13 protein-coding genes are annotated in these 13,054 nt (G+C 62.7%); 5 read left to right on the forward strand and 8 right to left on the reverse strand.

Features of this window, described 5'->3' with window-relative positions; translation table 11 throughout:
- The first annotated feature begins 86 nt into the window (after positions 1-86).
- Entirely contained in the window at positions 87-1,538 is a 1,452-nt protein-coding gene (locus tag OZ911_RS18855; RefSeq protein ID WP_016487969.1) for a GGDEF domain-containing protein, read from the forward strand.
- On the opposite strand, the gene OZ911_RS18860 is transcribed toward OZ911_RS18855, so the two are convergent.
- A complete protein-coding gene (locus OZ911_RS18860) occupies positions 1,512-2,273 on the reverse strand; it encodes a sulfite exporter TauE/SafE family protein (protein ID WP_060517156.1) in 762 nt (253 codons plus the stop codon). The genes OZ911_RS18855 and OZ911_RS18860 overlap by 27 nt on opposite strands.
- Positions 2,274-2,371: 98 nt before the next feature.
- On the opposite strand from OZ911_RS18860, the gene OZ911_RS18865 reads away from it, so the two are divergent.
- A complete protein-coding gene (locus tag OZ911_RS18865; protein WP_268968451.1) occupies positions 2,372-3,277 on the forward strand; it encodes a LysR family transcriptional regulator in 906 nt (301 codons plus the stop codon).
- 131 nt (positions 3,278-3,408) lie between these two features.
- Here OZ911_RS18865 and OZ911_RS18870 read toward each other — a convergent pair whose 3' ends face one another.
- Positions 3,409-3,603: a hypothetical protein gene (locus OZ911_RS18870; RefSeq protein ID WP_016487972.1), complete on the reverse strand. Its 195-nt coding sequence runs from the start codon at positions 3,601-3,603 to the stop codon at positions 3,409-3,411.
- A 777-nt stretch (positions 3,604-4,380) separates the two neighbouring features.
- Between OZ911_RS18870 and OZ911_RS18875 the strand changes: the two genes are divergently transcribed.
- Positions 4,381-4,566, forward strand: coding sequence for a hypothetical protein (locus OZ911_RS18875; RefSeq protein WP_016487973.1), 186 nt, complete (start codon positions 4,381-4,383; stop codon positions 4,564-4,566).
- Positions 4,567-4,663: 97 nt separating this feature from the next.
- On the opposite strand, the gene OZ911_RS18880 is transcribed toward OZ911_RS18875, so the two are convergent.
- The 6 genes from OZ911_RS18880 to nicC all read right to left on the reverse strand — a co-directional run bounded on the left by OZ911_RS18880 (position 4,664) and on the right by nicC (position 10,990).
- Entirely contained in the window at positions 4,664-5,956 is a 1,293-nt protein-coding gene (locus tag OZ911_RS18880) for an OprD family porin (RefSeq protein WP_016487974.1), read from the reverse strand.
- A gap of 139 nt (positions 5,957-6,095) precedes the next feature.
- A complete protein-coding gene (locus OZ911_RS18885) occupies positions 6,096-7,409 on the reverse strand; it encodes an MFS transporter (RefSeq protein ID WP_016487975.1) in 1,314 nt (437 codons plus the stop codon).
- 207 nt (positions 7,410-7,616) lie between these two features.
- Positions 7,617-8,258, reverse strand: coding sequence for an N-carbamoylsarcosine amidohydrolase (locus OZ911_RS18890; protein ID WP_016487976.1), 642 nt, complete (start codon positions 8,256-8,258; stop codon positions 7,617-7,619).
- 14 nt (positions 8,259-8,272) lie between these two features.
- Positions 8,273-9,025, reverse strand: a complete 753-nt coding sequence (locus tag OZ911_RS18895; RefSeq protein WP_016487977.1) for a maleate cis-trans isomerase family protein — start codon at positions 9,023-9,025, stop codon at positions 8,273-8,275.
- A gap of 13 nt (positions 9,026-9,038) precedes the next feature.
- Positions 9,039-9,845, reverse strand: coding sequence for an N-formylmaleamate deformylase (gene nicD / locus OZ911_RS18900; RefSeq protein ID WP_070086359.1), 807 nt, complete (start codon positions 9,843-9,845; stop codon positions 9,039-9,041).
- Positions 9,842-10,990, reverse strand: a complete 1,149-nt coding sequence (gene nicC / locus OZ911_RS18905; protein ID WP_016487979.1) for a 6-hydroxynicotinate 3-monooxygenase — start codon at positions 10,988-10,990, stop codon at positions 9,842-9,844. Before nicC ends, nicD begins: the two co-directional genes overlap by 4 nt.
- A 321-nt stretch (positions 10,991-11,311) precedes the next feature.
- Between nicC and OZ911_RS18910 the strand changes: the two genes are divergently transcribed.
- Together OZ911_RS18910 and OZ911_RS18915 are read left to right on the forward strand one after the other, a co-directional pair.
- Positions 11,312-12,364, forward strand: a complete 1,053-nt coding sequence (locus OZ911_RS18910; protein ID WP_016487980.1) for a 2,5-dihydroxypyridine 5,6-dioxygenase — start codon at positions 11,312-11,314, stop codon at positions 12,362-12,364.
- A 69-nt stretch (positions 12,365-12,433) separates the two neighbouring features.
- On the forward strand, positions 12,434-12,910 hold the full coding sequence (locus OZ911_RS18915; RefSeq protein WP_016487981.1) for a MarR family winged helix-turn-helix transcriptional regulator: 477 nt from the start codon (positions 12,434-12,436) through the stop codon (positions 12,908-12,910).
- Positions 12,911-13,054 lie beyond the last annotated feature (144 nt).

A 13,054-nucleotide genomic window follows, 5' to 3' on the forward strand; every position in this document is an offset into this window, starting at 1 on the left:
CAGATTGACATCAAGTGGCCTGACGAAACACACTGCGGGCTATTGCCCCAGGTGCTTCAAGGCGTTGTCCTGGATTTCGTTTCCGCTTGCCGGTCGAGTTCATGGTTTTTCCAGCCCAATCGCGCTTGTTGCCTTATGTCGTTCTGTTTTGCCTGACCTTTGCCCTCACCCTGGGCGGTATCCTGGCACGCCCGATCGAATCGCTGTCGCTGTTCTGGCCAGTGAATGCTGTGTTGGCCGGCGTGCTGCTGCGCTACCCGCGCCAGGCCACGCTGACCGGCTTCAGCCTGGTCTGGCTGGCCATGGTCGGTGCCGACCTGCTGTGTGGCAGTGCCTGGGTGCCGGCCCTGTGGTTCAACCTGTGCAATCTTGGCGTGGTCGTTACCCTCTGGCAGTTGCTATCGCGTTTGCCGCGGCTGCACCGGCGCATGCGCACCCCGCACGGCGTACTCAGCGTGTTTGCCGCCTGTGCCGCCGCCGCCATGGTGGCGGCCAGCATGGCAGCGGTCATGGCCGCACCGTGGTTCGAGCAATCCCTGCGTGCCACCTGGCTCGCCTGGTTCAGCGAACAGTTTTCGACCAGCGTGCTGGTACTGCCGGTGCTGCTTACAGCACCCTCGGCGCGGGCTTTGGTGCGGGGTGGCGCCCAAGCCATCCGCCTGGCGCCACTGCTGATGCTGCTGGCCTCGCTGGCGGTCAGCATTGCCTTTGGCGGCCCCGGTGCCATTGCCTTCCCGATTGCCGCCTTGCTGTGGTGTGCGTGGACCTACTCGCCGTTCATGGTTTCGCTGCTGACACTTACCGCTGGCAGTACCTTGATTGTGGCGGTGGCGCAAAACCTCATGCACTTCAGCGTGCCGCAAAGCGAGCCCGGTGTGACCACGCTGATGTCGGCGCGCCTGGGCATTGCGATGCTGGTGCTCGGCCCGCTGGTGGTGGCCTGTGTCAGCCAGGCCAACCGCAGCCTGATGGCGCGCCTGGCGCATCAGGCCACCATCGACCACCTTACCGGCGTGCTCACCCGCAGTGCCTTCACCCGCCGCGCCAACGCATTGCTGGACAGCCGCCAGCAGCATGCCCAGGCGCTGCCGCTAACCCTGATGATGCTGGATATCGACCACTTCAAGTCGATCAACGATGCCCATGGCCACGGGGTCGGTGACCAGGTGCTGCGCCAGTTTGCCAGCACCCTGCAGGACCAGTTGCACAACGATGAACTGCTCGCGCGGCTGGGCGGCGAGGAGTTCGTCGTCATCCTCCCGGGGCTTGCGCCTGAACGTGCCAAGTTCACCGCCGAACGCCTGCGCCGTGCCATACAGGACCTGCACGTGGTGCAGGCCGACCAGCGCCTGCAGATCACCGTGAGTATCGGCCTGGCCGGCTGCGACGCCAATATCCCGGCCCCCAGCCTGGACGCGTTGCTGGCAAGTGCCGACCAGGCGCTGTACCGGGCCAAGGCCCATGGCCGCAACCGCGTCGAGCAGGCCGAAGCACAGCGCCAGGTGGCTGAGTCACGCAACCAGCAAGTCCCACGATAGCTTGGCGATCAACACGCACAGCAGTATCAGGAACAGCCCGCGCACAAAGCCTGCGCCCTTGCGTACCGCCAGCCAGGTGCCGGTAAGGGCCCCCAGCACATTGCACGCAGCCATGGGCAGGGCAATGGCATACAGCACGTTGCCCGAGGGCACGAAGAACACCAGCGCCGCCAGGTTGGTGGCAATGTTCACCACCTTGGCCGAGGCCGAAGCGTGCAGGAAGTCCAACGCAAAGAAGCGGATGAACAGAAAGATCAGGAAGCTGCCGGTGCCTGGACCGAACAGGCCATCGTAAAAGCCGATCGCACCGCCGATCAGCACCGCCAGGCATTGCTCCTTGCGGCCGATCTGCGCGGGCTTGTGCAGGGTGCCGAAATCCTTCTTGCAGAAGGTATAGATGGCCATCAGCACGATCAGCACCAGCACTGCCGGGCGCATCACACTGGGCGGTACCAGTGACACCGTGGCAGCCCCAGCGAACGACATGACAAAGGCGCTGAGCGCCGCTGGCACGATAAGCCCCCAGTCCAGCGTCACCTTGCGAATGAACGAGCGCGCCGCGAAGGCCGTCCCACAGACCGACGCCAGCTTGTTGGTGCCGAGCAAGGCCGCTGGTTGCGCGGTAGGCAGCACGTTGAACAAGGCCGGGATCTGGATCAGCCCCCCGCCCCCCACTGCGGCGTCGATCAGCCCAGCGGCAAAGGCGAACACAGAAAGCACAGCAATATCCATCATGACGCGGTTCCAGGCAGTGAAGACGCCTGCAAGGCTAATCAAAGTGCCGCGCATGTGTTGAAATGCCATATTGCAAAAACTGCAACAAGGAGCAGGCAATGGCATTGGACATGTTGCGGGAAATCCAGGCGTTCGTCAGCGTGGCCCACAAGCGCAGCTTCGTGGCCGCCGCACGTGCACTGGGGCGCTCGCCCAGTGCGGTAACCCGCGCGGTACAAACCCTGGAAGACAACGCCGCCAGCAAGCTGCTCAACCGCAACGCCAACGCCGTAACCCTCACCGAAGCCGGCGAGCGCCTGTTGCCCCATGCCGAACGTTTGCTGGATGTGCAACGTGATGTTGCCGACGCGTTGGCCGCGCTCAGCGGCAGCGCCCAAGGCTGGATACGCTTTGCCGTACCGCAACTGCTGGGTGAACATGTATTGCCACAGGTGCTTGCCGAGTTCTCCCGCTGCCACCCCGGGGTGACCCTGGACATAAAGTACTGCGACGAAACCCTCGACCCGCTGCAAGGCAAGTTCGATTTCGTGGTGCGTGGGGCCTTCCCGCAATCAAGCGAGCTGATCGGCTACCCGCTGTGGGCCTACCAGCGCCACCTGTATGCCAGCCCGGCGTACCTGGCCGTGGCCGGCACGCCACAGCAACCGGAAGACCTCGAAGGGCATGCATTGATCCTGCACACCGCCCCGCGCATCCTCAAGGCCTGGCATTTTTACCGCGACGGCCAGATCACCAGCCTGCGCCCAAGGCCCAGGTTGCGCCTGGACTCAGGTGACGCGGTGTACCACAGCACCCTGGCCGGCGCAGGCATCGCCCGCCTGGCTGCCTGGGTTGGCGAAGCGCAGGTCAGGGCCGGACGGCTGGTGCGCGTGTGCCCGCACTACCGCCTGACTTCCAGCAGCGGCCAGGACCCGCAAATGCATGCCGTGTACCCTGCCGGCGAGCTGCCAGCGCGGGTGCGCGACTTGCTGACGGCGTTGCGCCGCGCCGGCCTCGCCTGCTGAAACAGCCCCCTGAAATGACTGTTCAATTTCTGCTCAATTTAACAGAGACCGCAGCGGGCTTGGCTTTCAGCACTTTATCCACAGACCTACCCACGTTTTTTGTGGACAGATTTCCCAACGCAAAGAACGACTTATCGCACAACCAGCAACGCGGTGTTTGCCAGCTTGACCAGCTCGATCCACTCCGACGTACTGATCACTCCAGCCTGCTCCAACAGCAAGGCATCGCGCAGTGCCTGGTCATAAACCTGCTCATCAAGTGTACCTTCAGCAAGAAAACGGCTACGCCACTCCAGCACGGCTGAAGTGCCTTTCTTGTATTCCATTGATGTATCGACTCCAAGGCAAAATGACCGGCCCGAATGAGCGGCGGCGGGAGACTACACGAGGCTTTTGCACTTGAGAATGACTTGCACCTACCGCTGGTCCAGCAGTGCAGGAAGGGAGAATACTGGCCAATTGGTCAGGGATTGGGCCCGCCACTTGAAATAGACGGGCCGCGGAGGGAAAACGCAGTTGCAGTCAGCTTGGCGGAATGGTGCCAAGAATACCAATCAGAATGGTCAGCAGCAGAAAACCACCCAGGAACAGCGCCAGCTTGCCCATTGGAACCTCTACAGTTTTGATGCGGGAATGGGCTTATTGTCAGGCTTGGGCTGATACGGTTACAGATTCAGGTTTGTGGAAAAAAAGCGGATCAGATGCACTGTGCAGATTCTTCATGGTGCTTATTGCTTAAACTTTCAACGACCGGGGCGGGCAGCGCTTATGAGGTCAGTTGCTGCAGCTTTTGCGCCGATGGTCACTGACCTGCAGGGCGACAATTGCTACATGAGATTTCAAAAAGGACTAAAGGCTCCGATTGCAACCACGCCGGGTGGCCTGCCCCTCGAAGGGTGAATGCACCCAGCTGGGGCGGGAAGTTGAGCGCAATCGGGAGCACATGAATTGAAACGTAGTTTGTAGGATTGTTTACTCTGCGCTGTAGGAAGAATCGCGGCACTGGGAATCACCTGTATGAAACATCAGTTTCTCCAGCAAATCCGAGCTGCTACGGTCCATTTTTCCTACAACGGCACGGAAGCCTACAGCGTGAGAAAAGCATGGACCCGTTCAACACTTCGGCCCTGAAGCTACAGAAAAAATTGCTCGACCTGCGTCTTGAGTGTGACCGCCTGAGAAGTGAGGGCAAAGACCAGGAAGCGGACCGCCTCGCTGGCCCTATTGCACGGATTGAGGCGGCTATCAGGCAGTTGCCGGATAGCCTGAGGCCCGTGACCTTGCAGTGACCGCTGCTGCTCCCACAAAGTATGCCCAGCCTTGCAGGAGCAGCCCTGTCGCGATACAACGCGGCTCCTGCAAAAGCGCGCAGCTCGGGCAATCACTTCAGAACAGTTTGACTGTGTAACTGAGGATCAACCGGTTCTCGTCGATGTCGGTCCGGTAATTGGAGCGCGCCATCACGTTGCGCACCCGTACCCCAAGGCCGGCCAGCGGCCCACTCTGTACCACGTAGGCCAAGTCCAGATCGCGCTCGCGGTCACGCCCTTCATAGCCCAGCCCGGTGTCTACATCCCGCCCCTTCACATAACGCAGGGTCGACGTCAGGCCCGGAAGCCCCAAGGCGACAAAGTTGTAATCATGCCGCACCTGCCACGAGCGTTCGCCCGGCGCGGAAAACTCATAAGTCGGCAGCGTATTACCCATCGGGTTGGTGTTGGCTCCCACCTGGATAAAACCGTCCTCGCCGCCGATCTGCTGGTAGCCCGCGTAAAAGGTATGCCCGCCGGTCTTGGCCGAGAACAGGCTGAACAACGCATGGTTGTCATAATCGCCGGCGATCTTGCGCCCGTCCTCGCGGGCATCGAAGTAGCCGGCGTTCACCCCCAGCGTCCAGTCCCCGACCGGCTCGGCGTGCTTGAAGCTATAAAACCGCTGCTGGTAGACATCCTCCAACTGCGCCTGCCACAGGCCAACGCTGGTGCGGTTATCGTTGAAGGCATAGTCGGCGCCAACGTAGTTGAAGCGATCACTGGTAAAACGCGCCAGCCGCGCCGGGTTGATCGGGTCGTTGACCAGCGCGTACATCTTCTGGCTGTTGGAGGAGTCGCGCAGGCTGGTGGAGCGGAACTGGCCGGCACTCAGTGTCAACCCGGCAAACTCGCGCGACTCCAGCATCGCGCCCTGGTAGGTGGGCGGCAGCAGACGCAAGTCGCTGAACAGCAGCACAGGCAGGTTGGGCATCAACTCGCCCACCTTCAGCTCGGTTTGCGACACCTTGAACTTGATCGCCGCCCCAAGCCGGCTGTATTCGTCCGCCGACTTGCCGCTGTCCAGGCTGGGCAGCAACCCGGACCTGGCATGCGCCGGGCTGCTGTCGAGCTTGAAACCGAGCAGGCCGATAACATCCACACCGATGCCAACGGTGCCCTGGGTATAACCGGAACTGGCATTGAGGATGAAACCCTGCGCCCATTCCTGAGTACGCGACTGGGTGCTGGCACCCTTGATATCGGCATAGTCGCGGCTGAAGAAATAATTGCGCGCCTGCAGCGTGGCGCGAGCACCTTCGATAAAACCGGCCTCTTCTGCCGAGGCCTCTGCACACAATGCGGCGGCAATACAACCGCCGGCCAGACGCGCAGACGAAGAAAAACGCGGTGCAGTGAAACCTTGCATGGGGCTACTCCTGGATTCGGGCAACAGCAACCCGGCGCGGCGGCCATGTATGGCCACCCACGTGGGGTTGCAGCGAGAGGGGGGGCGGCAGGCGGGCACCCGGCCCGCCTGCCCTGCCGTTGCTTGAAACGCTGGGCCGCTAGCGGTTGACCAGCTTCGCCGGCAAGGCGATGACCAGGAAGCAGCTGAGGATCAGGCACCCGGCAAATACCCACAGGGCAGCGTGCGAGGTCCCGGTAAGGTCGGTGACCACGCCCATCAGTGAGTTGCTCACCAGGCCCGCGATGTTGGCGACCGAACAGGCCAGGGCAAAGCCGGTGGCGGCTGCAGTACCTTTAAGGAAGGTGGCCGGCAGGCTGAAGAACACCGGCACCGCGCCGATGATCGCTGCCGAGGCAATGGCGAACAGCACCACGGTCATCACCAGGTTCTGGCTGAACAAGGTGCTGCTGGCCATGGCAATTGCACCAATAATGAACGGCACGATGATGTGCCAACGGCGCTCACGGTGGCGGTCGGAGCTGGCCCCGATCATCAGCATGCCGGCCAGGGCGGCCAGGCTCGGAATGGCCGTGAGCAAGCCGATGTGGAAGGTGTCGCTGACGCCCGCATCGCGGATGAAGGTCGGCATCCAGAACCCCATGGCGTAGGCACTGAGCAAAATCGAAAAGTCGATGCCCCCCAGCATCCATACCTTCAGGTTGAAAAAGCCGTCACGGAAGCTGTGCTTGCTGTCCTTGCCCTCGGCATCGTCGGCGGCCAGGTCTGCCGCCAGTTGGGCCTTGTCTTCAGCCGACAGCCACTTGGCCTGCTGGAAGTGGTTGGGCAATGCCCAGAATGTGAGGATGCCCAGCAGCACGCTGGGGATCGCCTCCAGCAAAAACAGCCACTGCCAGCCGTGCAGGCCATGCACCTGGTCGAAATTGCCCATGATCCAGCCAGAAATCGGCCCGCCGATCACGCTCGACAATGGCAGCCCGATCATGAACAGGGCAATGATGCGCCCGCGCCGGTAGGTGGGGTACCACATGGTCAGGTAGAACAGCACGCCCGGCAGGAAGCCGGCCTCGGCCGCGCCGAGCAGGAAACGCAGGATGTAGAACTGCGTGGTGGTGCTGACGAACATGGTGCAGGCCGACAGCAGGCCCCAGGTGATCATGATGCGGGCGATCCACAGCTTGGCGCCAACGCGCTGCAGGATCAGGTTGCTCGGCACTTCGAAAATGATATAGCCGACGAAGAACAGCCCGGCACCCAGGCCATAGGCCGCTGTGCTGAACTGCAGGTCTTCGAGCATCTGCAGCTTGGCGAAGCCGACATTGATGCGGTCCAGATAAGCTGCGAGGTAGCAGAAGCACAGGAAGGGGATGAGCCTCCAGGTGATCTTGCTGTACAGCGCTTTCGTGCCATGGTCGATGTCACTGTGGACCGTGGTTGCATTCGCAATTGGCATTTCCTGTCTCCTGGCGGGCGACTTTGTGGTTGTTTTAAGGCCAGCAGTGTTCGACGCGCCGGGCACCCCGCGCACTATACGCGGCGTGCCTGGGCAGCGCCTGAAGACCCCGAGTGCTCCTGCGGGGCGACCGCCCGGACAGCAGGCGGTCATGGACGGGCTTCCCGCACCGTTCCTTGATTGTTATGGGTAAGGGCTGCCCGGCACTCAGCCGGCCAGGTGCCTGAGTTGCTGCATGGCGTCCTGCCGGGTGACGACATCGCCGTACTTGCTGTCGATGTCGAACAGGTTGGCTTCATGCGGGTCGTTGTGGCGATCACCGACGCACTCGCGCACCACGATGGTTCGAAACCCGTGCTGCATGGCATCCACCGCACTTGCGCGGATGCAGCCGCTGGTCGAGCAGCCGGCCAGCACCACGGTATCCACGCCTTGAGCATGCAGCAGCGGGGCCAGGCTGGTGGCGAAGAAGGCACTGGCGTACTGCTTGCTCAGCACCACCTCCCCTGCCTGTGGCGCAACGGCCTCGCAGAAAGCCGCCAGCGGGTTGCCTTCGACCATGTCCTTCATCACCGGCGCCTTGCGCACCCACACGCCGCCGTCAGCAAAATGCGGCGGCTGGTAGCGGATGTTGGTATGCACCACCAGGGTACCGCAGTCGCGGGCCAGCGCCAGCAGGCCGGCGGCCTGCTCGACCGCCGCGACCACGCCCGGGGCGTACAGCGGTGCGCCGGGGGTGGTGTAGCCCTGCATGAAGTCGATCATCAGCAGGGCCGGCTTGCGGCCAAAGCCGATGCGCTGGCCCCACACGCCCTGGTAGTTGTCACGTGCGCTTTGTGCGTCGCTCATGTCCGTCCCCAATTTCAGTAGGCGCCCGACAGCAGGGCACCGGCGCCCGGCACGACCGGCTCCAGGTCCAGCGCCTTGAGCATGGCGTAGGTGGTGGCGATGGCAGCGGTCACCACCGGCTTGCCGGTTTGCGCCTCAACCTTGGCCACGGCCGGCAGCGATTGCATCTGCACGCAGGCCGAGAGCACCACCACATCGACGCCCTCAAGGTTCATGCCGGCGACGATGCCTGGCAGGTTGGCCGGGTCGTGGCGGGCCACGGCGAGGTTGTCGGGGATTTCCAGCGCGCGCCAGTCCTGCACCTCGAAGCCTTCCTCGCGGATATAGTTCACCACCAGCTCGGTCAACGGCTTCATGTACGGCGCGACGATGGCAATGCGCTTGGCCTTCATCACATGCAAGGCCTCCACCAGCGCCCCGGCGCTGGTGATCACCGGTGCCAGTGCGTCATTGTCGGCGGTAGCCTGCCGCAAGCGCTTTTCCGATTGGCGGTGATAGCCCAGGCCCATGGCCATGATCGCCACCAGGCACGCGTAGCCCAGCACATCGACCTTGGCGTCGGACAGCTCCACGGCGCAGCGGTCGGACTCGGCGTCCATGGCGGCCAGCTCTTCCTTCTTCACCTGCTTCATGCGCATGCGGCTGGAATGGAAGGTGAAGCGCTCGGGGCGGATCGCCTGGCGGGCATTGAGCATCGCCGGGATTTCGGTTTCCATCGTGGTGTTCGAGCTCGGCACGATCTGGCCGATGCGGTATAGCTTGGTCATGTCTCGTGCTCCGTCAGACGAGGGGTTGGTCGAGGAAGTCGCCAAAGGCGGCAAAGAAACCGTCCAGGTCATCCCAGGGGATCATATGGCCGGCGTTGTCCACGTGCGCGACCTGGATATCCGGCTTGAGCTCGCGAATTTCGGCGATGTCACGGGGCTCGATCACCCCGCCCCGCCCGGCCACCATCAGCAATGCCGGCTGGCGCACTGCGGGCAAGTACTGGTGGATATCCACGTCGTGGAAATCATCGAAGGCCCGCACGATCGCTGGCTCGTAACAGGTGTGCAGCCATTCGGCGCGCAGCGCCAGCTGCTCGTCGCTCCAGGTAGCGCAGAAGGTGCGCATGTCGTCGCCGCTCATGCCCACAGTGGCCTGGCGGATCGAATCCACATACCACGGCAGCTTGCTCGGGTAGGCACGCCGGCCCGGCCCGGACACTGGCGGGTCTACCAGCACCAGCCGCTGCAGCCCCGGTGCTCCCTGGGCCGCCGCGCGAATGGCAAAGCGCGCGCCCATCGAGTGCCCGACCAGGTGGTAACTGTCCAGGCCCAGCGCTGCGGCAAAAGCCGGAATGTCCGCAGCACAGGCGTCGGTGCCGTAGTCCAGTTCGGGGCCGCTTGAAGACAAGCCGCGCCCGCGCACATCCAGCACGTAGGTGTCGAAGTACAACCCAAGGCGCTGGGCGACGAAGCCCCAGGTAATCGCCGGGCTGGTGATGCCCGGCACCAGGATCAACGCGTGGCCCTTGCCGCCATAGCGCAGGTAGTGCTGGCGGATGCCATTGGCGCTGACGTTACCGCCAGCGACGAAGGTGCTCATGCTGCCTCCCCGCTTTTCAGCGCCTGCCCGTACAGGTCGTAACCGTAGACCCAGGCCGGGTCTTCCTGGCTGTAGAGGAAGGTGTTGGCGTTCGACACCGCCTGCACCTGCGATGCCCGCTCCTTGCGGTTGGCCTCATAAAGCGCAAACGCCGTGCGGTGGTCGGACAGCCCGGTCTCTTGCAGGCAACGGGTCAGCATGGCCGCGTCCTCGATGGCCATGCACGCCCCCTGGGCCATGTGTGGCTTCATCGGGTGGCAGGCATCGCCCAGCAACACCAGGCGGCCACGGCTCCACAACGGCAACGGGTTGCGGTTGCGCAGCGGCCACTTGGTAATCGACTCGGTAGCGTCGATCAGCTTCTGCACGGTTGGGTGGTAGCCTTCGAAGGCCGCGCGCATTTCTTCCTGGCTGCTGTCGACGAACGCACCCTGGAAGTCCCACGCCTCATGTGGCACACCGGTGACGAAGTAGTACTCGTCGCGTTTGCCGGTGGTGTAATAGACCATCATGTGGCGGTCCTCGGACCACCATTTGACGCAAGGCTCGAACACATCGGCATGTTGCGCCAGGTTCACGCCACGGATCAGCGCCCGGTGCGCCACCCAGCCGCTGTAGATCGGCGCTTCAGCCCCCAGCAGCTCTTCACGGATCTTCGAGTGAATGCCGTCGGCCCCAATGACGATGTCGGCCACGGTGTGGGTACCGTCAGCAAAGGTCAGGCGTACCTGGTCGCCTTCGTCGACAATCGTTTCCAGGCGCTTGCCGAAGTGCACGGTGCCCGGCTTGATTGCCTCGATCTGCAGGGCATGCAGGTCGCCACGGTGGATGGTGATATAGGCAGCGCCGTACTCGCGCCGGGCAAACTCGCCCAGCGGGATACGCGCCAGGTAATCACCGCTGTTGCCATCGCGGCTGAACCAGAAGTCCGGGTGTGAGCCCATCAGCTCCAGCTTCTGCTCCAGCCCCATGCGGCGGAAGATCTTCATCACATTAGGGCCGATATGAATGCCTGCCCCAAGGCGGGTGAACGCCGGCGCCTGCTCGAACACTTCGACATCGAACCCGGCCTGCTGCAGCAACGTGGCGGCGGCTGCCCCACCCAGACCTGCACCGACGATTGCGATTTTCTGCCTACCCCGCATGGGTATGTCTCCTCTTGTTCTGATGTGTGGCCAGCGGTTCGACCGCCTGACGATTTAGAGCGTATACGCTACAAATCACTTTTGGAAAGAGGCCTGTGAAAATATTTTTAAAGCAGCCAGGCGAAAGTATATTCGGCGCCTTGTTACCGAAAATATTGAGCACTGTGTGGATAGGTAACGTTGTGACAGATAACTTGCGCTTGCTGACCGGATGCGCTTACATCTGCAAAAGTAGGGTGTACACACTGTTGTTTTGCACCGAGATGACGCACCTGGCACTGCCATGGTGCACCCCTGTCAACGTCACCCAGGAGAACCCCGATGCCGGTGAGCAATGCACAACTGACCCAGATGTTCGAGCACGTACTGAAGCTGTCTCGTGTGGATGAAACGCAGAGCGTGGCCGTGCTCAAGAGCCACTACTCAGACCCGCGCACGGTCAACGCCGCCATGGAAGCCGCCCAGCGCTTGAAGGCCAAGGTGTATGCCGTAGAGTTGCCAGCGTTCAACCACCCCACCGCCATGGGCAACGACATGACGGCCTACTGTGGCGATACCGCGCTGACCGGCAACCTGGCGGCGCAGCGGGCGCTGGAAGCGGCCGACCTGGTCGTCGACACCATGATGCTCCTGCACTCGCCCGAGCAGGAGCAGATCCTCAAGACTGGCACGCGCATCCTGCTGGCCGTAGAGCCACCCGAGGTGCTGGCACGCATGCTGCCAACCGAAGCCGACAAACACCGGGTGCTGGCCGCCGAAACCCTGCTAAAGCAGGCCCGTAGCATGCATGTGCGGTCCAAGGCTGGCAGCGACTTTCACGCCCCGCTCGGCCAGTACCCGGCCGTGACCGAGTACGGCTATGCTGACGAACCGGGGCGCTGGGATCACTGGCCCAGCGGCTTCCTGTTCACCTGGCCCAACGAGGACAGCGCCGAGGGCACGCTGGTGCTGGACGTGGGCGACATCATCCTGCCATTCAAGAACTACTGCCGCGAGCGCATCACCCTGGAGATCGAAAAAGGCTTTATCACCGGTATCCACGGCGGCTTCGAGGCCGAATACCTGCGCGAATACATGAGGTACTTCAACGACCCCGAGGTATACGGCATCTCACACATCGGCTGGGGCCTGCAGCCGCGCGCGCAGTGGACGGCCATGGGCCTGCACGACCGCAACGACGGCATGTGCATGGACGCCCGTGCGTTCTACGGCAACTTCCTGTTCTCCACCGGCCCCAATACCGAGGTCGGCGGCAAGCGCAAGACCCCATGCCACCTGGATATCCCGCTGCGCAACTGCGATATCTATCTGGATGACAAGGCCGTGGTGCTGGCCGGCGACGTGGTCGCACCAGAGGAGTCGCGGGCACGATAGTGGTTATACTGGCCGGGCGCTCCGCTATTGGCGGCCGGCCAGCACCTTTCCACCAGCCCAAGCCATCCTATGCCAAAGAAAACCACACCCAGCAGCGCCCCGCTCGACACCACCCCCTATGACGTCACCGAACAGGTCGGCCATTTGCTCCGCAAGGCCTACCAACGGCACACGGCGATCTTCCAGCAGCAGGCCTGCGACCCGCAGCTTACCTCGATCCAGTTCGTCACCCTGTGCGCCCTGCGTGACCACGGCCCCAGCTCCCAGGCCGAACTGATCAAGGCCACCGCAGTGGACCAGGCCACCATCCGCGGCATCGTCGAGCGCCTGAAAACCCGCGAACTGGTGCAGCTGTCGCCAGACCCGGGCGACCGGCGCAAGGTCATTGTCGAACTCACCGACAGCGGCGCGGCCTTGCTCGACGCAATGATCCCCTGCGCCCGGCAGATCAGCGAATTGAGCATGGGCAGCCTGAATGCCGGCGAACGCGTGGCCATTTTGTACCTGCTGCGCAAGATGATCGACAGCGACGAGAACCTGGGCTGAAATTGGTTGTAACTGCCGCGCTTGCCGTCACAGATACGCAGCCTTCGAAATCGAGCGCCACCCGCGCGGCGCTCGATTTCCCAGGCGCCGATGATCTTCCGCCATACCCCCCATCACAGCGCTCTGCAAATTCCTCTCTGGCCT

It is taken from the genome of Pseudomonas fortuita (assembly GCF_026898135.2).
GTDB lineage: Bacteria > Pseudomonadota > Gammaproteobacteria > Pseudomonadales > Pseudomonadaceae > Aquipseudomonas > Aquipseudomonas fortuita.

What these genes read in the sequence shown, in the direction of transcription:
- OZ911_RS18860 (WP_060517156.1), bottom strand. Translation starts at nt 2,273, where the DNA reads ATGATGGATATTGCTGTGCTTTCTGTGTTCGCCTTTGCCGCTGGGCTG.
- OZ911_RS18865 (WP_268968451.1), top strand. Translation starts at nt 2,372, where the DNA reads ATGGCATTGGACATGTTGCGGGAAATCCAGGCGTTCGTCAGCGTGGCC.
- OZ911_RS18870 (WP_016487972.1), bottom strand. Translation starts at nt 3,603, where the DNA reads ATGGAATACAAGAAAGGCACTTCAGCCGTGCTGGAGTGGCGTAGCCGT.
- OZ911_RS18875 (WP_016487973.1), top strand. Translation starts at nt 4,381, where the DNA reads ATGGACCCGTTCAACACTTCGGCCCTGAAGCTACAGAAAAAATTGCTC.
- OZ911_RS18880 (WP_016487974.1), bottom strand. Translation starts at nt 5,956, where the DNA reads ATGCAAGGTTTCACTGCACCGCGTTTTTCTTCGTCTGCGCGTCTGGCC.
- OZ911_RS18885 (WP_016487975.1), bottom strand. Translation starts at nt 7,409, where the DNA reads ATGCCAATTGCGAATGCAACCACGGTCCACAGTGACATCGACCATGGC.
- OZ911_RS18890 (WP_016487976.1), bottom strand. Translation starts at nt 8,258, where the DNA reads ATGAGCGACGCACAAAGCGCACGTGACAACTACCAGGGCGTGTGGGGC.
- OZ911_RS18895 (WP_016487977.1), bottom strand. Translation starts at nt 9,025, where the DNA reads ATGACCAAGCTATACCGCATCGGCCAGATCGTGCCGAGCTCGAACACC.
- nicD (WP_070086359.1), bottom strand. Translation starts at nt 9,845, where the DNA reads ATGAGCACCTTCGTCGCTGGCGGTAACGTCAGCGCCAATGGCATCCGC.
- nicC (WP_016487979.1), bottom strand. Translation starts at nt 10,990, where the DNA reads ATGCGGGGTAGGCAGAAAATCGCAATCGTCGGTGCAGGTCTGGGTGGG.
- OZ911_RS18910 (WP_016487980.1), top strand. Translation starts at nt 11,312, where the DNA reads ATGCCGGTGAGCAATGCACAACTGACCCAGATGTTCGAGCACGTACTG.
- OZ911_RS18915 (WP_016487981.1), top strand. Translation starts at nt 12,434, where the DNA reads ATGCCAAAGAAAACCACACCCAGCAGCGCCCCGCTCGACACCACCCCC.